This window comes from Kribbella amoyensis (assembly GCF_007828865.1).
GTDB lineage: Bacteria > Actinomycetota > Actinomycetes > Propionibacteriales > Kribbellaceae > Kribbella > Kribbella amoyensis.
This window is the reverse complement of the sequence record NZ_VIVK01000001.1, coordinates 5,497,005-5,521,764: the sequence shown is the minus strand read 5'-3', so window position 1 is coordinate 5,521,764 and position 24,760 is coordinate 5,497,005. Positions and strand designations below refer to the sequence as shown.

The 24,760-nt window shown below is 69.0% G+C and carries 24 protein-coding genes; 15 read left to right on the top strand and 9 right to left on the bottom strand.

Translation table 11 applies throughout. The annotated features are described in order from the left end of the window. Positions 1 to 184 precede the first annotated feature (184 nt). Complete coding sequence (locus tag FB561_RS25795; RefSeq protein ID WP_145811099.1) at positions 185 to 769, top strand: GNAT family N-acetyltransferase; 585 nt, start codon at positions 185 to 187, stop codon at positions 767 to 769. Between the two features lie 6 nt (positions 770 to 775). Here FB561_RS25795 and FB561_RS38310 read toward each other — a convergent pair whose 3' ends face one another. Beyond that, a complete protein-coding gene (locus FB561_RS38310; protein WP_202880736.1) occupies positions 776 to 985 on the bottom strand; it encodes a hypothetical protein in 210 nt (69 codons plus the stop codon). A 98-nt stretch (positions 986 to 1,083) separates the two neighbouring features. Continuing rightward, positions 1,084 to 1,722, bottom strand: a complete 639-nt coding sequence (locus FB561_RS25785) for a DUF2461 family protein (RefSeq protein ID WP_145811098.1) — start codon at positions 1,720 to 1,722, stop codon at positions 1,084 to 1,086. A gap of 311 nt (positions 1,723 to 2,033) precedes the next feature. Here FB561_RS25785 and FB561_RS25780 point away from each other — a divergent pair, with 311 nt between their 5' ends. Together FB561_RS25780 and FB561_RS25775 are read left to right on the top strand one after the other, a co-directional pair. Beyond that, positions 2,034 to 2,459: a DUF1269 domain-containing protein gene (locus tag FB561_RS25780; RefSeq protein ID WP_238335057.1), complete on the top strand. Its 426-nt coding sequence runs from the start codon at positions 2,034 to 2,036 to the stop codon at positions 2,457 to 2,459. A 102-nt stretch (positions 2,460 to 2,561) separates the two neighbouring features. Then, positions 2,562 to 2,939, top strand: coding sequence for an SHOCT domain-containing protein (locus FB561_RS25775; protein WP_145811096.1), 378 nt, complete (start codon positions 2,562 to 2,564; stop codon positions 2,937 to 2,939). 44 nt (positions 2,940 to 2,983) lie between these two features. Here FB561_RS25775 and FB561_RS25770 read toward each other — a convergent pair whose 3' ends face one another. From FB561_RS25770 to FB561_RS25760, 3 genes are all read right to left on the bottom strand, one after another. Next, on the bottom strand, positions 2,984 to 4,021 hold the full coding sequence (locus FB561_RS25770; RefSeq protein WP_145811095.1) for a lysylphosphatidylglycerol synthase domain-containing protein: 1,038 nt from the start codon (positions 4,019 to 4,021) through the stop codon (positions 2,984 to 2,986). Positions 4,022 to 4,060: 39 nt separating this feature from the next. After that, the gene (locus tag FB561_RS25765) at positions 4,061 to 6,688 is read right to left on the bottom strand and encodes a LuxR C-terminal-related transcriptional regulator (protein ID WP_170284764.1); all 2,628 of its coding nucleotides are present in this window, start codon (positions 6,686 to 6,688) and stop codon (positions 4,061 to 4,063) included. A 318-nt stretch (positions 6,689 to 7,006) separates the two neighbouring features. Then, positions 7,007 to 8,248, bottom strand: a complete 1,242-nt coding sequence (locus tag FB561_RS25760; RefSeq protein WP_145811093.1) for an amidohydrolase — start codon at positions 8,246 to 8,248, stop codon at positions 7,007 to 7,009. Between the two features lie 323 nt (positions 8,249 to 8,571). Between FB561_RS25760 and FB561_RS38305 the strand changes: the two genes are divergently transcribed. From FB561_RS38305 to glsA, 5 genes are read left to right on the top strand one after another with little or no spacing between them, the layout of a single operon-like run. Continuing rightward, positions 8,572 to 8,802 carry a hypothetical protein gene (locus FB561_RS38305; protein ID WP_202880735.1) on the top strand — a complete coding sequence of 77 codons (231 nt, stop codon included), beginning with the start codon at positions 8,572 to 8,574 and terminating at the stop codon, positions 8,800 to 8,802. After that, positions 8,802 to 10,091 carry a leucyl aminopeptidase family protein gene (locus FB561_RS25755; RefSeq protein ID WP_202880734.1) on the top strand — a complete coding sequence of 430 codons (1,290 nt, stop codon included), beginning with the start codon at positions 8,802 to 8,804 and terminating at the stop codon, positions 10,089 to 10,091. Before FB561_RS38305 ends, FB561_RS25755 begins: the two co-directional genes overlap by 1 nt. Next, positions 10,088 to 11,755 (top strand): AbgT family transporter, encoded by a 1,668-nt coding sequence (locus FB561_RS25750; protein WP_202880733.1) that lies wholly within the window; start codon positions 10,088 to 10,090, stop codon positions 11,753 to 11,755. The genes FB561_RS25755 and FB561_RS25750 overlap by 4 nt, the downstream gene beginning before the upstream one ends. A gap of 6 nt (positions 11,756 to 11,761) precedes the next feature. Then, positions 11,762 to 13,558 (top strand): SLC13 family permease, encoded by a 1,797-nt coding sequence (locus tag FB561_RS25745; RefSeq protein WP_145811092.1) that lies wholly within the window; start codon positions 11,762 to 11,764, stop codon positions 13,556 to 13,558. Positions 13,559 to 13,575: 17 nt separating this feature from the next. After that, positions 13,576 to 14,592 carry a glutaminase A gene (gene glsA / locus FB561_RS25740; protein WP_145811091.1) on the top strand — a complete coding sequence of 339 codons (1,017 nt, stop codon included), beginning with the start codon at positions 13,576 to 13,578 and terminating at the stop codon, positions 14,590 to 14,592. On the opposite strand, the gene FB561_RS25735 is transcribed toward glsA, so the two are convergent. Both FB561_RS25735 and FB561_RS25730 read right to left on the bottom strand, forming a co-directional pair. After that, positions 14,572 to 14,829 (bottom strand): hypothetical protein, encoded by a 258-nt coding sequence (locus FB561_RS25735; RefSeq protein WP_145811090.1) that lies wholly within the window; start codon positions 14,827 to 14,829, stop codon positions 14,572 to 14,574. The two genes, glsA and FB561_RS25735, sit on opposite strands and share 21 nt — an antisense overlap. Before the next feature lie 10 nt (positions 14,830 to 14,839). Then, the gene (locus tag FB561_RS25730; protein ID WP_145811089.1) at positions 14,840 to 15,499 is read right to left on the bottom strand and encodes an ArsR/SmtB family transcription factor; all 660 of its coding nucleotides are present in this window, start codon (positions 15,497 to 15,499) and stop codon (positions 14,840 to 14,842) included. 101 nt (positions 15,500 to 15,600) lie between these two features. On the opposite strand from FB561_RS25730, the gene FB561_RS25725 reads away from it, so the two are divergent. The 7 genes from FB561_RS25725 to FB561_RS25690 all read left to right on the top strand — a co-directional run bounded on the left by FB561_RS25725 (position 15,601) and on the right by FB561_RS25690 (position 22,871). Continuing rightward, positions 15,601 to 16,377 carry a methyltransferase domain-containing protein gene (locus tag FB561_RS25725; RefSeq protein WP_145811088.1) on the top strand — a complete coding sequence of 259 codons (777 nt, stop codon included), beginning with the start codon at positions 15,601 to 15,603 and terminating at the stop codon, positions 16,375 to 16,377. Continuing rightward, on the top strand, positions 16,374 to 17,702 hold the full coding sequence (locus FB561_RS25720; RefSeq protein WP_145811087.1) for an MBL fold metallo-hydrolase: 1,329 nt from the start codon (positions 16,374 to 16,376) through the stop codon (positions 17,700 to 17,702). Before FB561_RS25725 ends, FB561_RS25720 begins: the two co-directional genes overlap by 4 nt. Next, on the top strand, positions 17,702 to 18,943 hold the full coding sequence (locus tag FB561_RS25715; protein ID WP_145811086.1) for an MFS transporter: 1,242 nt from the start codon (positions 17,702 to 17,704) through the stop codon (positions 18,941 to 18,943). The genes FB561_RS25720 and FB561_RS25715 overlap by 1 nt, the downstream gene beginning before the upstream one ends. Beyond that, the gene (locus FB561_RS25710; RefSeq protein ID WP_145811085.1) at positions 18,940 to 20,070 is read left to right on the top strand and encodes a cysteine desulfurase family protein; all 1,131 of its coding nucleotides are present in this window, start codon (positions 18,940 to 18,942) and stop codon (positions 20,068 to 20,070) included. The genes FB561_RS25715 and FB561_RS25710 overlap by 4 nt, the downstream gene beginning before the upstream one ends. Further along, complete coding sequence (locus FB561_RS25705; RefSeq protein WP_145811084.1) at positions 20,070 to 20,483, top strand: rhodanese-like domain-containing protein; 414 nt, start codon at positions 20,070 to 20,072, stop codon at positions 20,481 to 20,483. Before FB561_RS25710 ends, FB561_RS25705 begins: the two co-directional genes overlap by 1 nt. A gap of 977 nt (positions 20,484 to 21,460) precedes the next feature. After that, complete coding sequence (locus FB561_RS25695; protein ID WP_145811082.1) at positions 21,461 to 22,027, top strand: P-loop NTPase family protein; 567 nt, start codon at positions 21,461 to 21,463, stop codon at positions 22,025 to 22,027. Then, positions 22,014 to 22,871: an aminoglycoside phosphotransferase family protein gene (locus FB561_RS25690; protein WP_145811080.1), complete on the top strand. Its 858-nt coding sequence runs from the start codon at positions 22,014 to 22,016 to the stop codon at positions 22,869 to 22,871. The genes FB561_RS25695 and FB561_RS25690 overlap by 14 nt, the downstream gene beginning before the upstream one ends. Before the next feature lie 72 nt (positions 22,872 to 22,943). Here FB561_RS25690 and FB561_RS25685 read toward each other — a convergent pair whose 3' ends face one another. Next, positions 22,944 to 23,600 carry a response regulator gene (locus tag FB561_RS25685; RefSeq protein WP_145811078.1) on the bottom strand — a complete coding sequence of 219 codons (657 nt, stop codon included), beginning with the start codon at positions 23,598 to 23,600 and terminating at the stop codon, positions 22,944 to 22,946. After that, a complete protein-coding gene (locus tag FB561_RS25680; RefSeq protein WP_145811076.1) occupies positions 23,597 to 24,736 on the bottom strand; it encodes a sensor histidine kinase in 1,140 nt (379 codons plus the stop codon). Before FB561_RS25680 ends, FB561_RS25685 begins: the two co-directional genes overlap by 4 nt. Between the last annotated feature and the right edge of the window lie 24 nt (positions 24,737 to 24,760).

Sequence of the window (24,760 nt, the reverse complement as noted above, 5' to 3'; positions counted from 1 at the left end):
TAGCGCAACGAGGCGACCGTCTGATCCTCGTCGAAGTGTGCTGATTTTTCCCATGGTGGCGAGGCTAGGAGCTGGCCTGCCGTCTACGCATCGGTCAAACGACTGGCGCTGCTCGCCTTTGGACCATCGGTCTGCTGAACTGATCGTCGGTCCACCAGCAGTGCTCCGATTCCGAGGAGGTCACGTGGTCAGGTCGGATGCCGAACTCTCGGTCCGGTCGTTGGACGTCGACACCTGGCCCGCGTTCGCGGAACTCGTGGAAGCGAACAACGGCGTGTGGGGCGGCTGCTGGTGCGTCGGCTTCCACGTGAAGCTGGGCAAGGACCGGACCGCGGCGCAGAACCGTAGCGAGAAGGAAGAACGCGTCCGCGAAGGCCGGACCCACGCCGCCTTGGTGTTCGCCGACGATCGGTGCGTCGGCTGGTGTCAGTTCGGCTCCCCCGACGAACTTCCGCAGATCAAGAGCCGCCGGCTGTACGAGAAGGGCCTGACCACGTTGCCGGACTGGCGAATCACCTGCTTCTTCACCGGCAAAGGCCTCCGCGGTCGCGGCGTCGCCAACGCGGCCCTCGGCGGAGCCCTGGCCGAGATCGCCCGCCTCGGCGGCGGTACCGTCGAGGGCTATCCCGAGGAGACCGACGACCGCAAGGTCTCCGGCTCCTTCCTCCACACCGGTCCCATGGCCGCCTTCGAGAACCACGGGTTCACACGGACTCGACCGATCGCCCCACATCGTTGGGTCGTCACCCGGACTGTTGCTGCCGCCTGAGTCACCTCAGCCAAGCTCGAAGCCCTGGGTACGCAGCGCCTCCCGCAGGTGTTCGCGACCCTTCAGCCCGTCGATGCTGCCGAACCGGCCGGCGACCCGCTGTACCCAACTCTGCGGCAGCCCGAGCTCCGCGGCCACCTCCAGCGGCCGATCACGAATCGCTCCCACGAACACCGTGCCCATCCCGAGCGACTCGGCAGCCGGGGACACAGTCACGAGCACTCCCTCGGCCGGCAGTCATTGGAGGCTCGATTATCCTCAGCTCCTACTATCCCACTGCACAATGTCCCAGATATGACCGCTCTCGGCTCGGGTCAGGGTCGCTGCTGAGCGACGTTCTTGACGAGCCACCTGGTCAACGGCCGCAGCTGGGCGAACGCGGCAAGCACCCGATCTGCCGCAGCGGCGGTGTGGATCCAGTCCTCACACCCGAGCGGCCGCGACGCGATCACCGACCGATGCCGCAGCAGCTCCGCCCGCGGATGGTCGGCGGGATACCCGCGCAACGGCCGCTTCAGCAAGTCGCCGGAGAGCGCGAACCCCTCCCGTTCGAGCTTCCGCACGATCGCGACCAGCCGCCGCCCGGTCCCCGGATCCGCCACCGCCGCCCGGTACCGCTCGACCTGCTCCGACGGCGCGTACCACCACGCCACCCCGACCTCCAGCCCGTCGAGATCGAACCGAACCCCCAGTTCGACGTTCCGGGCCATTCGCACGATCGCACTCTGCCGCTGCCAAGCCTGGACGAGCACCTCCCCGTACCCCCAAACGGCGAAGTCCTCGTACTCCGGATCCGCGTCGGCGATCGCGTTCAGCAACTCCACCATCGGCCGCCGGACCAGTTCCTCCCGCTCACCCCGCCACCGCCGCCGAACCTCCGCCGAAGGATCACCGTCGAGCTGGAGAAGCACGTCGAAAGCGCCCCGCGGCCACCCCTCGAATCCTCCAGTCACCTGCGCAGCTTAGCGATCTACGGTTGGCGGGCGACGACCGCGCCGTTCGCGCCGGGAGCCTCGAACGACACCGTCTCCACGTCCAGGAACTCGGCTCGGCACCCGGCTCGGCATCTGCTCCACCCAGGGGCCAGGGCGGATCTCACCCGAATCGGGCGACGTCCTGAGGTGTCCGGGTTGAGCAGAGTGGTTGGGCCGGCCCCGGACCAACGGGAGCGCCGGTGCGCTCGCGACGCCGAAGGGAACGATCCATGGGCGCGTTGACCGTTTGGAGGTTCGACTCTCCGAAGGGCGCTGACAAGGCCGCTGAAGTGTTGAGCGTTCTTGCCGCAGGCCACCTTCTCGGCGTCCACGACGCCGTCACTGTGTCGTGGGTCGATGGGCGGCCGAAGCCCTCGACCGGCCGGATCGCCGGCCGCACCGGCCAGGACGGATCGGTCACCTCGTTGTGGGGTCTTCTGCTCGGCGTGATCTTCTTCGTTCCGCTGGTCGGTGCCGCCGTCGGCGCGGTCAGCGGAACGCTGTCGGCTTCGCTGCAGGACGTCGGGATCTGTGACCGCTTCGTGCATCAGGTTCGCGACGAGGTCACCCCCGGGACGTCGGCCCTGTTCGTGCTCGCGCCGGCGGGCGTGATCGACACGATCCGGGACGCCTTCGCGGCCGACCATCCCCAGCTGATCCTCGCGCTGCTGAGCGACGAGCAGGACGCGGCGATCCGTGCCGTCTTCGCGGACTGAGCGACGCGAAGTGGCCGGTCAATTCACCCCTGTGAGGTGAGGCAGGGCGAACGCCGCGCCAACACACTGGCGACGCAACAGCCCCTCGAGGAAGGAAGTGCCATGTCATTCTGGGACGTCGTCTGGTTCATCGTCATCGGTTTCGGCTTCGCGGCCTACCTGATCACCATGTTCTCGATCGTGGCCGACCTGTTCCGCGATCGGACAGCTTCCGGCGGCGCGAAGGCGTTGTGGATCCTCGGGCTGTTCGTCCTGCCCCTGCTGACCGCGCTGGTCTACGTCGTCGTCAAGGGCAAGGGCATGGCGGAGCGATCGGCGGGAAGCTATCGGGAGGCCCAAGAGCGCCAGGAGACCTACATCAGGCAGGTCGCCGGCACGTCCGCGCCGGACCAGATCGAGAAGGCTCGCTCGCTGCTGGACAGTGGCATCATCTCCGCGTCCGAGTTCGACGTCCTCAAGGCCAAGGCACTCGGCGTGTGAGTCCCCCCGGAAGGTGCGGCGGCCTCGACGCCGCCGCACCCTGACTACGCCGACTCCGCCGACGCTCCGGTCGTCCGCCGCCACCACGCGAGTGTCGTCAATCCCAAGAGCACCGGCAGGACCTGGACCGTCAGGCGCCAGACGATCATGCCGCCGAGCAGATCGGTCGGATCGAGATCGCTGTAGTCGGTCACGAAGGCGATGTAGGCGGCGTCGAGAACGCCCAGTCCCATCATCGGAAGGCCGTTCATCGGATAGACGACGAGGAAGCTGCAGCCGAGCACCAGCACGATGCCCGGGTCGATCCGAACGCCGGCGAACGACAGGCAGGTGATGAGGACGCCGGTCTCGACCAGCACGTACAGCAGGAGTACCAGCGCGGCGGTGGCCCCGTGGCGGCGGACCCGGTCGGCGCTGTGTGACTGGAACTCGACGACCCGGCCGCTCCAGATCTCCGGCCCGCCGCCGGCCGGGCGCAGGCCGCCGACGACCTTCCCCAGGGTCGACCCGACGAAAGCGGCGCTCTTGGCGGCTCTGAGAGCGAGAACCAGTCCTCCGAGCAGCAACAGTGCCCCGGTTCCGCCGACGAGGGCCAGCCAGGAGAAGCCGCTGGAGTACTCGCGCGCGATCCAGAAGAGCACGAAGCCGAGGACCGGCACGGCGAGGCGGACGACGTAGAAGCCGAGAATCCTGAGCGTCAGACCGGACGTGGCCGAGGTGGTCTCGATCCGCCACGACCGGAACATCGCCAGCCGGACCACGACATCGCTCGGATCGGGGGCGATCGTGGAGACGGCCGCCCCCGCGGACTCGTTCGCCAGCGCCTGCGGGTAGCGCAGAGTCTCGATCAGGACGAAGAGCACACCGGACAGCACCGCGAGCCGCAGAACGCCGGCCAGGACGAGGACGACGGCCTGCCACCACGCGAGGTCGGTGATGGCCGACAGGACCTTGTCCCAATCGATCCCGCGAATCAGCCGCAGGGCCAGCCAGGACAGTACCGCCACCAGGAGGACCCGGCCGATCCGGACGAGCCAGGCCCTCGTCCGGGCCGTCGGCACCTCGGTCCTAGGCGTTGACATGAGTCACCGGAGGACGGCGCGGGTGGGCTGCGCGGCCGTTCAGATCAGTTCCAGCGTGCGCGCGATCTTCAGCGCCCGGCTGCGTCCGGAGGCCCCGAGCTTGGAGTAGAGCGACGAGACGTGCGTCTTCACAGTGTTCTCGCTGATGAACAGGGCGACGGCGATGTCCGCGTACGAGTTGCCGCCCGCCAGCTGGACCAGCACGTCGTGCTCGCGATGGGTGAGTCCGGGGACGAACGCGGGATCGATCGCGTCCCCGCCCGGGCTCTGGCTGGAGCCGGTCGAGCCGGCCACCCGGGATCTCCTCAGCAGCGTCTTCCAGCCGTTGCGGTCGCGCATCTGGTCGCAGAGTTCGTCCAGCCAGGGCGACGATTCCTGGTCCGCGATGCGGTGCAGCAGGTCGTAGGTAGGGGTGCCGTTCAGGCTCCAGCCGAAGAAGACACCGCTGACTCCGTGCGGCGCCGTGCCTCGGATCGCCTCCCGCAACATCGACTCGGCCGCGGCCTGGTAGCCCAGGCTGTCCTTGAGCTGGGCCTGACAGACAAGGGCCACCCATCGAGTCATCGACAGCAGCGCCGGCACCGTGTTGTCGACCACGGGCTCCAACGTCGCCGAAGCCTGTTCGCGATCGCCGCTGAGGTCGACGCACAGCGCCCGCACCACGGTCGCCTCGGCGTCGGCCCCGATCAGGTCGAGTTCGGCGGTCAACTCCACCAGCGTCGAGCGATCGTTGCCCAGCAGTGCCTGCACACAGCGCTCGCTCAGCAGCGCCGCCGCCAGGTGAGCGGGGGTCCACGGCAGCGTCGTCGGGGCAAGATCGACCGGCACGTCAAGGTCTTTGGCCTCGGCGGCGACCCGGATCCGGCCGTCGAGGATCGATCGGAGGACGGCGGTGGCGGGATCGAGGTGGACGTCCCCACGGAGGATCTCGGACGAGTCGATGACGGCCACCAAGGCGCCCGTCTGCCACGACCGGGCGAGCTCCCGCACGATCCGGGCTCGGACAGCAACGTCGTCCACCGCCGACCCCGCCGTACCGACCAGCTCCAGGACCCGGTCGACCAAGGCGCAGCAGTTGCGGTACCTGCCTTCCAGGTACTCGGTCAGCGCCAGATGTGAGAGTGCGGCGGACAGCACGCCGGGCAGGCCGAGCAACTCCCCCGCCGTGGCGGCCCGGCGGAGGTGGCCCTGGGCCGCGGTCAGCTGTCCCAGCCAGTTCTCGGCCGTGCCCAGCTGGACGAGCAGCCAGGCGCCGGAGGCGGTCGGGACGGTCATCTCCTCGAGCAGCGCCCGGGCCTGATCGACCGCCGTGGTCAGGGCGGCCGCGTCGCTCCACGCCCAGGCCAGTCGCAAGGACATCACCTCGATCGAGCCGATGACGGCCTCGTCGAGGGCCTGGCTGTCGTCCAGCCGGTCCTTCCAGTGCCTGGCACCCGCCGGGTCGCCGTGGATCATCCGCTCGATGGCGAGCGTCGCCCAGGCCCGGGGGCAGGCGTCCACCACTTCCGGCGCCGCGTGGACGATCTGCCGGAACTGCTGGTCCTGCCCGAGCATCAGCAGCTCCATCCCCCGTTCGGCGATCAGCTCGACGACCTCGTCCCACGCCCGGACCGCGACCAACCGCCGGAAGCCCTGTCCCAGATCGCCGTTGGCGACATCCCAGCGAGCGGCTCGGCCGAGCATGGCCCGGGCTTGCAGGACGTCCACCCCGCCCGCGTTCGACTGGCGGCGAAGCACTTCGGAGAGCAGTGGATGGATCCGGTACCGAACCGGCCCGGCGGGCTCCGCGTCGTATTCGCGGCTGACCAGCAGTCCGGACTCCTCGAGCTCGGCCAGCGACTCACCGGCCCGCGGATCCCCGGACAGCCAGACCGCGGTATCAACGGTCACCGTCTCCTCGGAGGCGACGCACAGCAGCAGATGACGCGCACGACCGGCGAGCGCGGAGAAGACCTGACCAGTCAACTGGTCGGCCATCAGCCAGCCGCCGTCGCTCAGGTGCTCGGCGGCACGCGCCGGCTCCGGGAGACCCGCGACAGTGCGCGCCGCGAGGACGATCAGCGCCGGCCAGCCCCGTGCCCTTTCCACGATGGCTGCCACCGCCTCGGCCGGCAGGTCCTTGCCATGCGCGAGCACGAGCTCCGCGGCTTCCCGCCGCGACATCCGCAGGCTCCTGCCCCGGATCGTGGTGAGCTCGCCCTGGAGCGAGGGCACCAGACGGTCCAACGGCGGATCCCACCGGCAGATCAGCACGATCCGCAACGCCGTGGGACAGCTCGCGATCAGCTCGTCGAGCAAGGTGAAGCAGCCCGCCGCCATCAGGTGGGCGTCGTCGATGACCAGAAGGCGCTCGGCCTCTCGGCCGGCCAGGTCGGCCGTCATCCGGCGGCTCAGCGCGGTGCGTGACAGCCGGCGCTCCAGCGCGGCGACTACCGCTGCCGCTCGGAGTTCGTCGGCGAGCTGCTGCGGGTCGATTCCACTGCCTGTTCTGATCCAGTCCACTGGCAGCTGCGCCCGCTCGGACGTCCAGCGAGCGAGGGTGAGCGTTTTCCCGGCACCGGCCGGCGCGACCACCAGGGTCACCGCCCCGCGCACCGCTTCATCCAGGGTCCGCATCAGGCCCGGGCGTTCCACCCAGACCCGCGCGGCCGGTGGATCTCGGGGCATGGCGTCGGTGTCCCCGGCCGATCTCCAGCTCGTCTCCCGGTGGCGATCCACCTCTACCCTCCCCTCGGGCACCCCGTTCAGCATCCGCCGCGTCCCGCCGTTTGGCAAGGATTCGGTGCGATCGGTCGGCACCGCTCGACCGGGCTTCAGCTTCGGCGCCGGACCAGAACGGGACCGCGGCGACGAGCAGGGGAACTGCAGCGTAACGCATCGCCGTCCTTTGCCTGAAGCATCGAGCTCCGCACAACTCGCAGTTTCAGTGCTCAAAGCAACAAACTTTCGGGGGTACGCCGCTGTTGCCGACCCACGACGATCGAATTACGGTTGCTCCTTGGGGAGCCAGCCGCGGGCGGCCGCTGTCAGAGCGGCGACGCCTGTACTGATCGTCGGCTCGATGACGGGTGCGTACAACGGGGAGTGGTTCGACGGGAGCTTCGCGACGGCCTCGTGCAGGTCGGCCATCTCGGTGAGGCCGGCGAAGTGCTGGGGATCGGCGCCGCCGAGCAGCCAGAAGACGCAGGGAGCGCCGGCCGCGCGGGCCAGGATCCCGACGTCCTCGCTCCCGGTCACCGGACCGGGGTCGACGAGGCGCCCCGGGCCGAACTCCGCCGCGAAGAGCGGCCTGGTGCGGGCGACCGCGTCGGGATCGTTCACGACCGCCGGAAAGGACATCGGGTGGTCGATTCGCGGAGCTCGGGGCGCGCCCGACGTCGCGGCTTCTCCGTTCACGATCCGCTCGATGGAGGCCAGCACCGTGCGCAGGACGGCCGGCTCGAACGTCCTGATGCTCAGCTGCAGCTCGGCCTCGTCGGGGATGATGTTCTCCTTGGTCCCCGCTCGCATCGACCCGATGGTCACCACGACCGGATCGCTCGCGGCGACGTCGCGCGACACGATCGTCTGCAACCGCAGGACCGTCGCGGCGGCCATCACGACGGGATCGACGCAGACCTCCGGCCGGGAGCCATGACCGCCTCGCCCGTAGAGGGTGATTTTCACGGTGTCGGCACCGGCGAAACAGGGTCCCGCAGTGAGTCCGAGGACCCCCGCCGGCAGTGGGCTCACATGCTGGCCGAGCACAACATCCGGTGTCCCGACGAGCTCGAACAGGCCGTCGTCGACCATCGCCTGGGCCCCTACCCCCAGTTCCTCGGCAGGCTGGAAGGCCAGCACCAGGGTGCCTCGCCAGGAATCGCGATCGCCGGCCAAGGCCGCTGCGGCGCCGAGCAGACAGGTGACGTGCATGTCGTGACCGCAGGCGTGCATCACGGGGACATCTTGACCGTGCTGGTCGGCGCTCCGCACGGTACTCGCATAGGTCAACCCGGTCTGCTCGTCGACCGGCAGCGCATCCATGTCGGCGCGGAGCAGGGCGGTCGGCCCGGCACCGTTGGCCAGGCTGCCGACGACGCCGGTACCGCCGACTCCCTCCGTCACCTCGAAGCCGAGGGCGCGGAGCCGGTCCGCGACGACCCGAGCGGTGCGGACCTCCTGCAGCGACAACTCCGGGTGCGCGTGCAGATCCTTGTACAGCTCGGACAGCTCGATCAGGTCGTACATGGTGACCTCCAGGTTGGTCCCACCGACTTCATCAACTGCTCGCTCGACGGTAACACCGGACGACCTCCCGTGGTCCGCATCGACGAAAGCGCCCTCTTTGTTGCATTAGGCAACTTCCAGCCGACCCGGCGCCCGGGCGGCGGATCGCCGGTGATCCCAGCGCGGAACTCACCCTTATCGGACGAGGCTCGGCACGCCTCCGCTTGCTGGGATGGAGGGGCAGAGGAGGAGCCTTCTCCGCCGGACGGGGCGGTGGAGGCTCCGGCCTCGCGTGCCTGCAGATGTCCTGCGCTCCCGGCGGAGCGGCGGCCAGAGGAGAGCTTGTGAAGACTGCGCCAGACGACTTCGATCCGATCCCCTCGACCAGAAACCGGGCCGAGGTCGGCGTCGGGTCCTTGGACCAAGCGCGCCAGGCGGCGGCGGCCATCGCGGTTCCGGTCTCCTCGGCCCTCGAACCGCCCGAAGAGCTCGGCACGGACGCCGCCGGGCTCGCAGCGGCCGGCTTCACCGGAAAGCGGGGCGAGACACTCGTCCTGGCGGTGTCGCCCGGGTGATGGTGGCTGTCGGTACCGGAGCGGCCGACGAGGTCGATGCGGCCCTGGTGCGCGACCTGGCCGCTGAGTTCGCGCGGGCCGTCCCTTGGCACAAGCGGCTGGCCGTCGAGGTCCCGGCGAAGGTGCCGTCGCTCTCCGCCGCGGACTTCGCCCAAGCGGTCACCGAGGGCGTCCTGCTCGCTCGATGGCGGTACTTCGTCGGCCGCGGCGCTGACGAGCCGACCCTGGAGTCCCTGCTGGTGGTGGCCCCCGACGAGCTCGCCGACGAGGCCCGCCGCGGGGTGGAGCGAGGGCTGGTCGTGGCGCGGGCCTACTCCCTCGGCCGCGATCTGGCGAACTGCCCGGCCGCCACGCTGTCCGCGGTCCGGATGGCCGAGGTCGCGCTGGAGGTGGGCGCGGCGAGCGGTCTGAGCGTCGAGGTCTTCGACAAGGACCAGTTGATCGAACTGGGCTGCGGCGGTCTGCTCGGGGTCAACCGCGGCAGCGTGGATCCACCACGGATGATCCGGTTGCGCTACGAGCCCGATGACCCGACAGGCCGGATCGCGTTGGTCGGCAAGGGGGTCATGTACGACTCCGGCGGCATCAGCCTGAAGCCGAGCGACGAGTCGCATGCGCAGATGAAGAACGACATGACCGGAGCCGCGGCTGTGCTGGCCTCGATGACGGCGCTGCGCGATCTCGGCTGCACCGCGGCCGTGACCGGGTACCTGATGTGTACCGACAACATGCCCTCCGGTTCGGCGATGAAGCTCGGCGACATCCTGCGGATGCGCAACGGCAAGACTGTCGAGGTACTCAACACCGACGCCGAGGGGCGGCTGGTGATGGCCGACGCGCTGGCGCTCGCGACCGAGGAACCGGTCGACGCGATCGTGGACATCGCGACACTGACCGGCGCCTGTCTGCGGACCTTCGGCGTCGAGGTGGCCGGCTTGATGGGGAACAACCCCGCTCTGATCGACCAGCTGAAGCGGGCCGGTACCGCCTCCGACGAGCTGGTCTGGGAGCTTCCGCTGTACCGGCCGTACCGGTCGCAGCTGGACTCGTCGGTCGCCGACTTCACCAACATGGGCGGCGTCAACGCGGGATCGATCACGGCCGCGCTGTTCCTGGAGGAGTTCGTCGACGGCCACCCGTGGGCGCATCTGGACATCGCTGGGACCGCCCAACTGCCCGCGCCGAGGACCTGGCGCAACAAGGGCGCGACCGGCTTCGGGACCAAGCTGCTGATCGAGTTCGCCCTCGGCTTCCGCCGGCCGGCCGACGACCAGGCGGCAAGCTCGTGACCGCCAAGGCCGCCGCCACGAAAGAACCGCGCAAGGGCGGCGTCCAGCGGATGCTCGACGGCATCGAGCGGGTCGGGAACAAGGTTCCGCATCCCGCCCTGATCTTCCTCGCTCTGATCCTCCTCGTCATCGTGCTCTCGCAGATCCTGGCCTGGGCGGGCACCAGCGTGACCACCGAGGTCGCCGAGCCGACCACGGTCGAGGTGATGCCGGAGTACCCGGGCGGCACCAGCGTTCCGGGGTCGGACACGCCACCGGCCCCCGCCGTCCCGGACTTCGAGACCAAGACCGAGACGATCACCGCCGAGAGCCTGCTGTCCGGTGACGGCATCCGCTTCATCTTCACCACGGCCGTGCAGAACTTCAACGACTTCGGCGTCGTCGCGGTGATCCTGGTCGCGATGATCGGCGTCGGGGTCGCCGAGGAGGCCGGCCTGATCGCCGCGCTGATCCGCAAGATGGTCAAGGTCGCGCCGCCGGTGACGATCACGTTCATCATCGTCCTGCTCGGCGGCATCTCCAGCGTCGCGTCGGACGCGGGCTACCTGGTCCTGATCCCGCTCGGGGCAGCGGCGTTCGTGTCCCTCGGCCGGCATCCGCTGGCGGGGATCGCCGCGGCCTACGCGGGTGTCAGCGCCGCCTTCTTCGTGAACATCCTGATCACGCCGGCCGACGGCATCATCACCGAGGTCACCAACGAGACGATCCAGCTGGTCGCCCCCGACGTGACCCTCAACGTCACCAACAACTTCTACTTCAGCATCGCGGCGACGATCTTCTGCGCCATCGTCATGACGATCATCACCGAGCGCATCCTCGAGCCCAGGCTGGGCAAGTACGATCCGGCCGAGGCGCCGCCCGACGCGCCGGAGGACCACCACGCGACCGACGAGGAGATGGCGCTGGAGTCGCGCGGACTGCGGTGGTCCGGGATCTACCTGCTGGTGGCCGTCGTCATCGTCTCGGCCCTGACGTTCATCCCCGGCGCCCCGCTGCGCAACCCGGACACCGGTGAGATCTTCGGGAACTCACCGTTCATGAGCAGTCTGCTCTTCATCATCTCGATGCTGTTCCTGGCCGCGGGTCTGGGGTACGGCCGTGGGTCGAAGTCGCTGACCGGCAGCACGAACGTGATCAACGCGATCGTGAAGACGTTCAACGGCCTCGGCGGCCTGATCTTCCTGATGCTGCTGATCGCCCAGTTCATCGCCTACTTCAACTACTCCAACATGTCGACGCTGGCCGCGACCGGTCTGGCCGACCTGCTCGAGCGGGCCGACATCGGCGCCCTGCCGCTGCTGATCGGCTTCATCCTGCTCGTCGTGGTGATCGACCTGATCATGCCGGGTGTGATCCCGAAGTGGGCGATCCTGGCACCGATCTTCATCCCGCTGTTCTACCGGCTCGGGATCGCTCCGCAGACGGTGATCGCGGCGTACCGGGTCGGCGACGGTCCGGTGAACGTCATCACGCCGTTGATGGTGTACCTGCCGTTCATCGTGCTGGTCTGCCAGAAGTACCGGAAGAAGGCCGGGCTGGGCACGGTGGTATCGATGATGCTGCCGTACACGATCATCGTCCTGGTCGCGTGGACGCTCTTCTACGTCGCCTGGTACCTGATCGGGATCCCGTGGGGCCCCGACGCCCCGGTGCACCTCGGCTAACCGGATATGGACGACAGCACGATCAGCCTGATCATCCTGGCCTGCGTTGTCGCACTGTTCGTCTGGAACCGCCTGCCGGTCGACCTGGTCGCCGTCCTCACGGCCCTGGCCCTCTGGATCAGCGGGGTGCTCGACTTCACCGCCGTGCTGGCCGGTTTCGGCGATCCGGTGGTCATCTTCATCGCGTCGTTGTTCGTGGTCAGCGAAGGGATCGACGCCACCGGGGTGACGACCTGGGCCGGCCAGACCCTCGTCCGGCACGTCGGCACCAACCGGACCCGGCTGCTGCTGGCGCTGACCGGTCTGTGTGCCGTGATGTCGGCGCTGATCACCTTGAACGGCGCGGTCGCAGCCCTGTTGCCTCTGGTCGTGATGCTCGCCGGCCGGATCGGCGAGGTGCCGTCGCGCATGCTGATGCCGCTGGCCTTCAGCGGCAGCGCCGGTGCTCTGCTCGTCCTCACCGCGTCGCCGGTCAACGTGATCGTCTCCGATGCGGCGAGCGAAGCCGGTGAGGGCACGTTCCGGTTCTTCTCCTTCGCTCTGGTCGGCGTGCCGCTGGTCCTCGGAACGATCGCCCTGTCGGTCCTGCTCGGACCACGTCTGCTGCCCACGATCCGGCCGGTCCACACCTTCACCAACCTGGCCCGCCACGCCGACACGCTCGCGCTGCACTACCCGCTGAGCGAGGGCTTCTACCGCCTGCGCGTCGGTGCGCGGTCACCGGTGCTCGGCTCGGTCTCGGGCGAGATCGACCTGACGACGTACCCGGACGTGGCGATCGTGGGAACAGAGGACGGTCGGGGACGCTCACTGGACAACGAGGTGCTCGCCGTCGACGACGTCCTGGTAGTGACCGGACCGCCGGAACAGGTCGACCGACTCGTGGCCGACGCGGCGCTCGCGACCACGATGACCCCGACGCCGATCAGCGAACTGCTCACCGGAGAGACCGGGGTGGCGGAGGCCGTGGTCCCACCGAGGTCTTCCCTGGTCGGAGAGACCGTGTTCCCCGGGATGCGCCGGGACAACGACGTACTGATCGTCGCGGTCCAGCGGATGGGGAAGGATCGCGGCAGCAGGCCGACCGCTCTGGCCGAAGGCGATGCGCTCGTCGTACACGGTCCGTGGCCCGCCCTCGAGGCGCTGGCCCGGGACCGGGATGTCCTCCTGGTGGATTCGCCCGAGCTGGTCCGGCGCCAGGCCGTGGCCTGGGGACCGCGAGCGTCCGTGGCCGTCGCCATCGTCGCCGTCATGGTGATGCTGCTCGCCACCGGTCTGGTACCGCCCTCGATGGCGGGTCTGGGGGCCGCGACCGCGATGGTGCTGACCAGGGTCGTCGGACCGCAGCAGGCGTACCGGGCGGTGTCGTGGCCGATCGTGGTCCTGATCGGCGGCCTGATTCCGTTGTCGACGGCCATCCAGACCAGCGGTGCGGCGGACCGGATCGCCGAGCTGGTCATCGACGCGGTCGGGGCCGGCCGGCCGTACCTGCTGCTGCTGGCGTTCTTCCTGCTCACCGCGACGCTCGGCCAGGTGGTCAGCAACACCGCGACGGTCCTGATCGTGACCCCGATCGCGGTCGCCGCGGCGCAAGGGACCGGTACCTCGGTCCGGCCGCTGCTGATGCTGATCGCGGTCGCCGGCGCCGCGTCGTTGCTGACCCCGGTCGCCACGCCTGCGAACATGATGATCATGAGTCCGGCCGGCTACCGCTTCGGCGACTACTGGAAGCTCGGCCTGCCCGTGATGCTGTGGTGGCTCGCGGTGGCGCTCGTGATCATCCCGCTCGTCTGGCCGTTCTGAGCAAGGAAGCAGCTTCGATGTCGTCCGAGGCCCCGAGGTACGTCTCCACCGGCCACCTGCCCGCGTCGCCGACGGTGAGCGAGCTCGTCGCCTCCGCGTACGAGCGCTTTCGGGATCACCGTGAGGGGCAGGTGTCCCAGGTGTACCCCGCTCTCGCTGCGGTCGAGCCGGACTCCTTCGGCCTGTGCGTGTGCGGAACCAACGGCGAACTGGTCGAGCACGGGGACTCCCGCCGGACGTTCACGATCATGAGCGTGGCCAAGCCGTTCGTGTTCGCGCTGGTCTGCCAGCAGGCGGGGATCGACGCCGTCCGGCGACTCGTCGGCGTCAACGCCACCGGATTCCCGTTCAACTCAGTCGAAGCGGTCGAACGGTCGACGACCGGGCAGACGAATCCGATGGTCAACGCGGGCGCGATCGCCACGACGAGCCTGGCGCCCGGAAGTTCGCGGGCCGAGCGATGGCAGTTCCTCGCCGACGGCCTGTCCCGGTTCGCCGGCCGGCCGCTCGCGCTCGACGTCGACGTCCTGGCGTCCGCACTGGCGACGAACCACCGGAACCGCGCGCTCGCCGCCCTGCTGCGCAGCTACGACGCGTTGGCCGGCGATCCGGACGAGGCCATCGACCTGTACACCCGGCAAAGCTGCCTCAGCGTCTCGGCGGCCGACCTGGCCGCGATGGGCGCCACTCTGGCCGACGGCGGCGTCTGCCCGACCACCAACGAGCGCGTGGTGGACCAGGACGTAGCCCGCGTCACCCTGGCCGTCATGGCGATCGCGGGCCTGTACGAAACCTCCGGCGACTGGCTCCTCGACGTAGGCGTGCCGGGCAAGAGCGGAATCGGCGGCGGCATCGTCACGGTCTCCCCCGGCAAAGGCGCCCTCGGCACCTTCGCGCCCCGACTGGATGCCGCAGGCAACAGCGTCCGCGGGCAACTCGCGGCCCAGTACCTCTCCCGCCACCTCGGCCTTGACCTCCTCGCCTCCCAACCCGTCCACCCGACGAAGAGCGGATCATCCACTGCTGTCCGGTGACCCACGGTCGTGCTGTATTGAGTCACCGTCCAGGCCGTCCAGGTTCTTCAGCTCGAAGGGCAGCGGTTCGAACGGAAGCAGTACGGCGGTGAACGATCGTGAACTGGAGGTCGGACCCGGCTGCATCACCATCGAGAGATCGTCCTTGGCGAGGTGGATCGCCTGAACGCCGAGGCGCGCGAAGGCGGGAAGGGGATCCCAGCGAACATCACCGCCTGGGCGGGAGATCGTGCCCACCAACTTGCGCTTACCTCTCCACCGGTAGGCCCGCGATGGACCATTCGGGGAAGCCGTCTTCGAGCCGATAAGCCGTCCGGCCGTTCTTCGTGAGGAGCCTGACCGCGTCGTCGGCGTAGACGCAATAGGGGCCGCGGCAGTACGCCACAACCTGCGCTCCACTGCGCACTTCCCCCAAACGCTCCTGAAGCTCGTCGACCGGCAGCGAGATCGCCCCGGGCAGATGACCGGACGCGTACTCCGGCACCGGCCGGACGTCCAGGACGACGATGTCACCCGTACGAAGGCGTTTCGCCAACTCGTCGCGGGTCATGGTCTCGAGCGAACCCCGGTCGCCGAGGTAGTCCTGGGCGAGGCGCTCGAGGCCGGAGGCATGATCCTCGGCGGCTTCCCGCATCGCGCTCCACAGCTTCGCGACGGCGGGGCCGGCGAGCGCGTAGTAGATGCGCGTCCCGGACCGGCGAGTCCGGACCAGGCCAGAGCGCAGCAGCCGCTGCAGGTGATGCGACGTGTTCGCGACGGACTGCTGGATCTCGGCCGCGAGTTCCTCGACGGGCCGCTCCCCCTGGGCCAGAACGTCGATCAACTCGGCACGCCGGCCGTTCCCGAGCGCCTGCCCCACCTCCGCGAGTGCGTCGAACAGCCCCGCCTTCGCCGCGTGGTCACCCATCCCAGCCTCCTGACCTGCCTATTCAAGTCCTCACTTGACAATACAGCACACCCCGGGGTCTTATTCAAGTAACTCCTTGAACAAGGACGGAGGAGGGAACGATGGCCACCATGCCGGACACCGCGCAGCTGGTGACGAAGGTCAGACAGCTGTATCGCCAGGTAGCAGAGAATCCGCGCGGCGACTTCCACTTCGAGCTGGGCGAGCAACTTGCTCTCCGCCTCGGCTACGAACCGGTCCGGCTGGCCGCCCTCCCCGGGCCGGCGGTGGAGTCGTTCGCCGGTGTCGGCTACTTCTTCGATCTGGCCAACCTGCAGGCAGGTGAGACCGTCCTCGACCTCGGCAGCGGCTCGGGCATGGACGCGTTCTACGCGGCCGGACTCGTCGGTGCCGCCGGCAGAGTCATCGGTGTCGACTTCACCCCCGAGCAGACCGACAAGGCGCGCCGCCTGGCCGGCGAGGCCGACCTACATCAAGTGGAGTTCCTCGCCGCCCCGATCGAACGCCTGCCCTGGCCCGACGAGACCGTCGACTGCGTGATCTCCAATGGCGTGATCAACCTCTGCGCGAACAAGGCTGCCGTGTTCGCCGAGGCCGCGCGGGTGCTCAAACCCGGAGGCCGAATGGCGATCGCCGACATCATCAGCGAGGCACAGCTCACGGAGTCGATCGTGGGCAACGCCGACCTCTGGGCATCCTGCATCGGCGGTGCCACTCAGGAGCAGCAGTACCTCGCCACGATCGAGGCGGCCGGATTCACCCTCCGAGAGGTTCGGGACAACCCGTACGAGTTCCTCTCCGAACAGGCGCGCACCGCGGGCAAGACGTACGGCGTGAAGAGCGTGTCGGTGCTCGCCGTCAGGAAAGGACCACGATGACCGTCGTCCCCGTGGTCGATGAAGGGCTTGGCAACTCCTCGTACCTCGTGGATCTGGGCGACGGGCGGGCCATGGTGGTCGACGTCAGTGTCGACCTGCGATCTCCGGCGGCGGCACTCGAACGGCGCGGGTTGACGGTCGCGTTCGCGGCCGACACGCACCTGCACGCGGACTTCCTCTCCGGCGCCCGCCGGCTCTCCGTCCAGCAGGGCGCACAGGTGCTCGCGTCGGCGGACGGACATCGCCAGTTCGGGCATCGCGGCCTGCACGACGGCGACGAGGTCGACCTCGGCGGACTGCGGCTCCGTGCTCTCGGTACGCCGGGTCACACGCACGAGCACCTGGCCTTCCTGCTCCTGGACGGCGATCGACCGCTCGGCGTCTTCACCGGCGGCTCACTGATCGTCGGCGCAGCGGCTCGGACGGACCTTGTCTCCCCCGACCAGACCGAGTCGCTCGCGCGGGCCCAGTACGCCTCTCTGCAACGCCTGATCGAGTTTCCCGACGACGTGGCCGTGTGGCCCACCCATGGTGCCGGCTCGTTCTGCTCGGCCCCGCCGGGCGCGGATCGGGTCAGCACGATCGGACGCGAGAAGGCGACGAACTCCCTGCTCCAGGCCGACAGCGAGGACGCGTTCGTGAAGGAGCTGCTCGGATCGCTCGGCAGCTTCCCGCCGTACTTCCTGAAGCTCGCCGAGACCAACCGCCGTGGACCGACCGTGGTCGACCCCTCGATCGAACGGCTGCCGGCCGCCACGGTTCGCTCGATGCTGGCGCAGGACGCGGAGCTGATCGACGTACGCCCGACGTGGGACTTCTCGGCCGGACACATCCCCGGTGCGTTGTCGATCCCGCTCCGGGCGGTGTTCGCGTCGTGGCTCGGTTGGCTGGCGCCGGACGACCGGCCGCTGATCGTCGTTCGGCGACCCGATCAGGACGCCGCGGAGATCGCGTGGCAAGCGGCGAAGATCGGCTATCGCCTGGCTGGAGAACTCGAGGGCGGACTGGAGGCGTGGGACGGGGAGCTCACGCGCACCCGGCTGGTCGGTCCGGGTGAGATCGACGGCGCGGTGCTGGATGTCCGGCAGGACTCCGAGTTCGAGGCCGGCCACCTCCCGCGGGCTCAGCACATCGAGCTCGGCGCGCTCGCCGGCCGGACCGACGAGGTACGAGGTGGGTCGTTGGTGGTCATGTGTGGACACGGCGAGCGGGCGATGACCGCGGCCAGCCTGCTCGAACGCGCCGGCCACCGGGACCTCGCCGTACTCGCGGGTGGCACAGAGGACTGGGCCGCCGTGCGCGGTCGCGACCTGGAGACCACCTGATGCGGCTGGGGATCCGCGCCAATCTCGCCCAGTTCAGTTTGCTGGTCGCGATCAACGCGTTGGTCGGTGGCATGCTCGGCCAGGAGCGGACCGTGCTGCCCTTGCTCGCCGACGAGACGTTCCACCTGACCGGTTACACCTTCCTGCTCACGTATGTGCTCGCCTTCGGCGTGACCAAGGCGGCCGCCAACTACTTCGCCGGCACCTGGTCGGACCGCTTCGGCCGCAAGCCGGTGCTGCTGGCAGGCTGGCTGATCGCCGTCCCCGTACCGCTGATCCTCATCTGGGCGCCGTCCTGGGGCTGGGTGGTCGCCGCGAACGTGCTGCTCGGCATCAACCAGGGCCTGACCTGGTCCACCACGGTGATCATGAAAATCGATCTCGCCGGTCCGGAGCGGCGAGGGCTGGCGATGGGCCTCAACGAGGCCGCCGGGTACCTCGCGGTCGCGGCCACCGCACTCGCCACCGGCTACCTCGCCGCCCACTACGGACTACGGCCGGCACCGTTCCTGCTCGGCCTGTCGTACGCCGCCCTCGGGCTCGGCTTGTCGGCATTCGTCGTCCGCGAGACTCGTGGGCACGCACAGCTCGAGGCCGCCGGACACCTGGCCCCAGGCGAACTCAGCGACCGGGAGGTCTTCGTCCGGACGAGTGTGCGAGAGCCGGCGTTGTCGTCGGCCAGCCAGGCCGGCATGGTCAACAACCTCAATGACGGCCTCGCTTGGGGCCTGTTACCGATCCTGTTCGCCACTGCCGGGTTGCCGGTGTCCCGAATCGGGATCCTGGCCGCCCTGTACCCGGCTGTTTGGGGCCTTGGGCAACTTGTCACCGGACCCCTGTCGGACCGGTGGGGACGCAAGTGGCTGATCACCGCCGGAATGTTCGTCCAGGCGGTCGCGTTGGCCGGCGTCGCCCTGGCCGACGGCTTCACGGGCTGGGCGGTGGCGGCCGTGCTGCTCGGGATCGGCACCGCGATGGTCTATCCGACGCTGCTCGCCAGCATCGGCGACGTGGCTCATCCGGCCTGGCGGGCGCGGGCCGTCGGGGTCTACCGGTTGTGGCGCGACGGTGGCTTCGCGGTCGGCGCGATCCTGGCCGGGGTGGTCGCGGACGTCTGGGGACTACGGGCGGCCGTCTGGGTCGTGGCTGCCGTCACCGCGCTGGCGGGCCTGGTCGTCGCGGTCCGCATGTACGAGACGCATCCGCGCCGTACCAGCGAGCTCCGGGCAGGCACGCGATGATCTACCTCGACCACAACGCCACCACCCCGATCGACCCCGAGGTCACGGCCGCGATCCTCCCCTACCTCGGTCGCGCCTTCGGCAATCCGTCCAGCGACCATCAGTACGGCACCAAGCCACGAGCCGCGCTCGATCAGGCACGCCGGGAGGTCGCCGCGCTCATCGGCGGGATCGACGGCCAGATCGTGTTCACCGGTTCGGGCTCGGAGGCCGACAACCTCGCGATCCGGGGTGCCGTGCTGGCTGCGAAGGCAGAGCGGCCGCACGTGATCACGCAGGTCACCGAGCACCCGGCTGTCCTGCAGACGTGCCGAGCCCTGGAGCGGTGGCACGGCGTGGACGTCACCTACCTACCGGTCGACAGCTCCGGGCTGGTCGATCCGGGAGACCTAGACGCGGCGATGACCACGCGTACCGCCCTGGTGTCGATCATGGCGGCCAACAACGAGACCGGGGCCCTGCAACCGATCGCCGACCTCGCCGGCGTCGCCCGGGACCACGACGCGCTGTTCCACTGCGACGCCGCCCAGTTCCTCGGCAAACTGCCGTTCGACGCCGATGCCCTGGGCATCGATCTGGTGACTGTGGTCGGGCACAAGATGTACGCACCCAAGGGCGTCGGTGCGCTCTACGTCCGGCCGGGCGTACCCCTGGAGCCGCTGGTCTACGGCGGCGGACAGGAGCACGGCCTGCGAGCCGGAACCGAGAACGTCGCTCTCGCCGTCGGGCTCGGCGTTGCCGCCCGGCTGGCGTCCGAACACCTGGGTGATGCGGAACGGGTCCAGGGACTCCGCGACAACCTTCACGACCGCCTCGCCGTGGCGTTGCCCGGCCGGGTGCAGCTCAACAGCCCGTCAGGGGTACGACTGCCGAACACCCTGAACATCAGCATCGACCGCACCGTCGGGTCCGAGTTGCTCCGCAACGCGCCGGACATCGCGGCGTCCACCGGCTCCGCCTGCCACAGCGGCGATCCGGAACCGTCACCCGTACTGTCGGCGATGGGAATCGACCGGCCTCGCGCCCTGGCCGCGATCCGCTTGTCGCTGGGTCGCCGGACCACCGTCGAGGAGGTCGACGTGGCCGTCGACCAACTCACGGCAGCCGCGCTGATCGGCGGCGGCTGATGTCGATCGACGACTGGGTGACCAGGATCCAGGCCGGGCTCCCCCGCCTCACAGCGGTCGAGGCGTACGACACCGTGCGACGGGGCGAGGCGTTCATCGTGGACACGCGACCGGAGTTCCAGCGACGGGCCGGCGGTGAGGTGCCGGGCGCGATCGTCATCGAGCGGAATCACCTCGAATGGCGGCTCGATCCCCGGAGCATCGCCCGGATTCCCGAGGCCGTGTCCTACGACCTCCAGTGGATCGTCATCTGCGAAGGCGGATACTCGTCGAGTCTGGCCGCCGACTCCCTCCGGAATCTCGGGCTGCACCGCAGTACGGACATCATCGGCGGATTTCAGGCGTGGCAGTCCGCCCAGCTGCCGGTCGACCACCCGGACACCCCGCGCCGACCACGCACAGCGGACCCCTAGACCTCAGATCCACCACGGCACGGGCAACTCGGCCAGCCCTCCGGTGAGCACGTCACGCCGCATCTGCAGGTGTACCGCCGTCGCCGCAGCACCTCGAGCAAGCCGCCGCGTTGCCGGAGCCGGCGGTAGGAGGTCTAACGCCTGTGGCTGAGCGCAACTAGGAGCACGGCGAGCGCGACCCCGCTGCCTGCGCGAAACGCGGAGTGGGGAGGCGCCTTCAGCACCTCGTGATCGCCCTCACTGCTCAACAACGACCAGCGAGACCGAGCTGAGAGCGCCGAACCGAAGGAGAGCACCGAGCCTGCGGAGAAGGCGGACAGAGTCGATCCCACCGACCCAATCGACAGCGCAGAACCGACGGACCCGATGCTGAGCACCGATCCAACCGATCCGATCGACAGAATCGATCCCCGACTTGCGATCGAAAGGAACGAGTCCTCCGACTTCAATGACAATCCGCCGCCCATGTTCGGCATTCTGACACGAGCCAAAGCCAAGGGCCTATAGGCGATGTGCCGTCCAGACTGACCAACACCAGCCGCGATCGAGGGCGGAGGCCAACGCGAATGGCAGATGCCGCGTGACGCGCTAGAATCGCGCTCGACGGACGGCCGGCAGTTGCGGGCCCGTTCCTTGAATCCTCGTGGAGAGGCTGATCATGGCGGATGGCGTCTGGGGTCGGGTGCATCGCGACCTACCCGGCCGGCGGGGCACGCGCTGACACGGTAGGTACGGACGTGTTGTCGCGTGCTGCGCAGGTATGCAGCAATGCGATGCCGCCGGGAGCTTCGTGATCGCGGGAAGCCTTGCCCGGTGGCCAATTTGGCGTTGCGTGGCGTTCGTGAGAACCCAGCAAGCTCCGCCGAGGCGTCCTTGATCCTGCCGTGTCGCAGAAGGTCATTTGCCAGCTTCGATACCACGGCGCAGACAGCCCTCAGGTAATCGAATCTGGCACCACTGCGACTCTGCGAGGTGTCATGTACCCCCACGAAACGCAACGCCGCATCGTCGTCACCGGGATGGCTGGATCCGGGAAATCCACGTTCTCCCGGGCGCTTGCGGTCAAGTCCGGCCTGCCGCTCATTCATCTGGACCTCCACTTCTGGAAGGCGGGCTGGACCGAACCGTCGGAGGCCGAGTGGCGCGAGAAACAACATGTCCTCCTTGCCAACGACGCATGGATCGCCGATGGCAACTACACGGAGACGCTCGATCTCCGGCTCGAACGCGCCGACACCGTGGTGGTCCTGGCCACGCCGTGGTGGCGGTGCGCGGGACGAGCGCTGCTGCGCGGCTGCCGAATGCCGGACACGCTGCCTGAAGGATGTGAGTACTCGGCCTGGCAACGGCTGCGCGATGAATGGCGCCTCATCCCCCGGATCTGGCGGAACCGGCGCGCGGAACCCGAACGAGAGAAAGCGATCATCGCGCGACACGGGCAACACGCGACCCGGCACGTGCTCAGGTCCAAACGGGCGATCAGGCAATTCCTCGACGGGTCAGTCGACAGCGCGGGAAGGGGGCACGGAGATGGAAGCAACTGACGCGCGGCGTGCGGTGGCCGCGGCGATGGCGACCGCATCAGAACTCGACTTGGCCGTTGACGACGCGATCGTTCTCAGCGACTCCAACCGACTCGTCATCCGCCTGACGCCCTGCGACACCGTCGCCCGAGTCACGCCCATGACGCATTTCGCAAGCGCCGAGCAAGAAGTTGAACTCGTGCGACGGCTGGCGTCGACGGACAGTCCTGTCGCTCCGCTCGAGCCTCGGGTCGAACCACGCGTCTTCGTGCAGGACGGCTTCAAGATCGCCCTGTGGGCCTACTTCGAACCTGTGCAGTCTCGAATGCTTCCGCCGGCCGAGTACGCGCAGGCGCTCGCGCGCCTTCATGCCGGCCTGCGGCAGATCGAGGTCACGACGCCACACTTCATGGATCGAGTGGCTGCCACTCAACGCGACGTTGCCAGCCGTGAAGTCACTCCCGATCTCGGGGATACGGACCGGGCCCTGCTCGCCAACGCGCTGCACGATCTGGGGCGATCAATCGTCGACCGGCACCGCACCGAACAGTTGCTGCACGGCGAGCCACACCCGTTCAACATCCTCACCACGAAGGACGGACCCCTCTTCATCGACTTCGAAAACACCGCCCGAGGCCCAGTCGAGTACGACCTGGCCTGGGCGCCCAGCGAGGTCAGCCGGCACTATCCCGACGCCGACCAGGACTTGGTCGGCGAGTGCAGGGGCGTCGTCCTCGCGATCATCGCTGCGCATCGCTGGAGTCTCAACGACGAACACCCGAGCGGCAGAGCATCGGGAGTGGCGTTCCTTCGCGCTCTGCGGGACGGTCCGCCGTGGCCGGCACTCGACGAAGTCGTCTGGTAGGCGACAGCCCTACCAACCGTACTCATCGCTGGGCTACCGAACCCCACGTGCCTACGCCGCGATCTGTACCGATTAATCGGCTCTCACGCGTTTGGTGTCGTAGGCCCACATCGCGATCTCGACGCGGTTGCGGGCGCCGAGTTTGGTCAGCAAGGAGGCGACGTGGGTCTTGACCGTGCTCAGGCCGACAAACAGCTCGGTGGCGATCTCGGCGTTGGTGCGGCCCCGTGCCACCAGCGCGAGCACCTCCTCCTCGCGCTCGGTGAGCGGGTCGATGGGCTGGACCGGTACCACCGGCGCCTGGTCGGCGAAGGTCGCCAGCAGTCGGCGGGTGACGTTGGGGGCGATCAGCGCGTCCCCGTTGGCCGCCGCGTGGATGGCCTGCACGAGCAGCTCCGGCCCAGCATCTTTGAGCAGGAAGCCTCGGGCGCCGGCCCGGAGGGCGCCGAGGACGTACTCATCGAGGTCGAAGGTTGTGATCACGACGACCGCCATCGGGTCGGCAACACCCTCCCCGGCCAGGCGCCGGGTCACTTCGATGCCGTCGAGCCCGGGCATCCGGATGTCGACGAGGAGGACATCGGGACGCAGCCGGGTCGCCAGGTCGAGCGCTTCGAGCCCGTCTGCTGCCTCCCCCGCGACCTCGAGGTCGGGTTGGGCACCGAGGATCATGACGAGCCCGGTCCGGACCAGGTCCTGGTCGTCGGCTACGACTACACGGATGCTCATGCCCGCGCCTCCACCGGCAGCACGGCCTCGACCACCCAGCCACCGTCTGGCCCCGGCCCCGCGGAGAGCGATCCGCCGAGGAGCTGGGCGCGTTCGGCCATGCCCTGCAGGCCGAACCCAGGCTCCGGGGCCGGCCCTGGCTCGGTCCGTCCATCGTCGCTGACACGCAGCCGGACGGCGTCGCCCTCCCGGCGTACATCGATCCCGACGCGGGTCGCGCTCCGAGCGTGCCATACGGCGTTGGTCAGCGACTCCTGCGCGAGCCGGTAGAGCGCGGCGTCCACGGGTCGTGCCAGCCGGGTCAACGAACCGTCCAGCGAGACCGCGACGGTGGGTGTCGCGTCGGCGCGCGCCAGAGCAGGCAGGTCCGCGACGCCCAGTTGCGGTGAATAGGCGACGGCTTCCTCGTCACGCAACACTCGCACCATGGATCTCATCTCCGCCAGGGTTCGGGACGCTTCGGACTCGATCGCGGCCAGGACCTCGGCAGCCTTCTCAGGCTGGATGGCGGCGACCACGCCACCGGCCTGCGCCTGCACCGCGATGGCCGAGACGTGGTGGGCCACGATGTCGTGCAGCTCGCGAGCCAGCGCCACCCGCTCCTGATTGCGGATCTCGCGCTGTTGGCGATGCCAGAGGGCCGCGCGGTAGCGGAACACCGCCGCGAGGGCGACGAACAACAGCAAGAGGACGATCCCGCCGAAAGCGTCGGCCCAGCCCGCGGAGGAGACGTACATCCCCAGCACGACGACGACTGTCACGAACGCCGTCCCCACGACGATCTCCCGTCCCGAGCCCCACCGCACCAGGGAGTAGAGCAGGATCAGGATGGCCATCATGGAGTAGAGGCCGAGGTCCCCGGCCTGCGCAGTCAGCTGAATGGCCGAGAGCAGCCCGGCGACGCCCCATCCGACCAGGGCGGCCATCAGAGGGCGGGCCCGCCGCCAGAGCAGGGCAGGGATCAGCGCCAGGGCGAGCACCGTCACGAGGGGCCGCCAGGCCAAGCCCGGCCGAACGATGCCCTCGACCAAGGTGGCGGCCGTGAACACGCCCACCAACAGCCAGTCGAGACGACCGATCGGTGGGGCGTCAGCAGGCCGCGGCTCATGCCAGATGGAGCGCCGGACAGTGTCCACGGCTCCAGGGTAGGGATCGGCGCC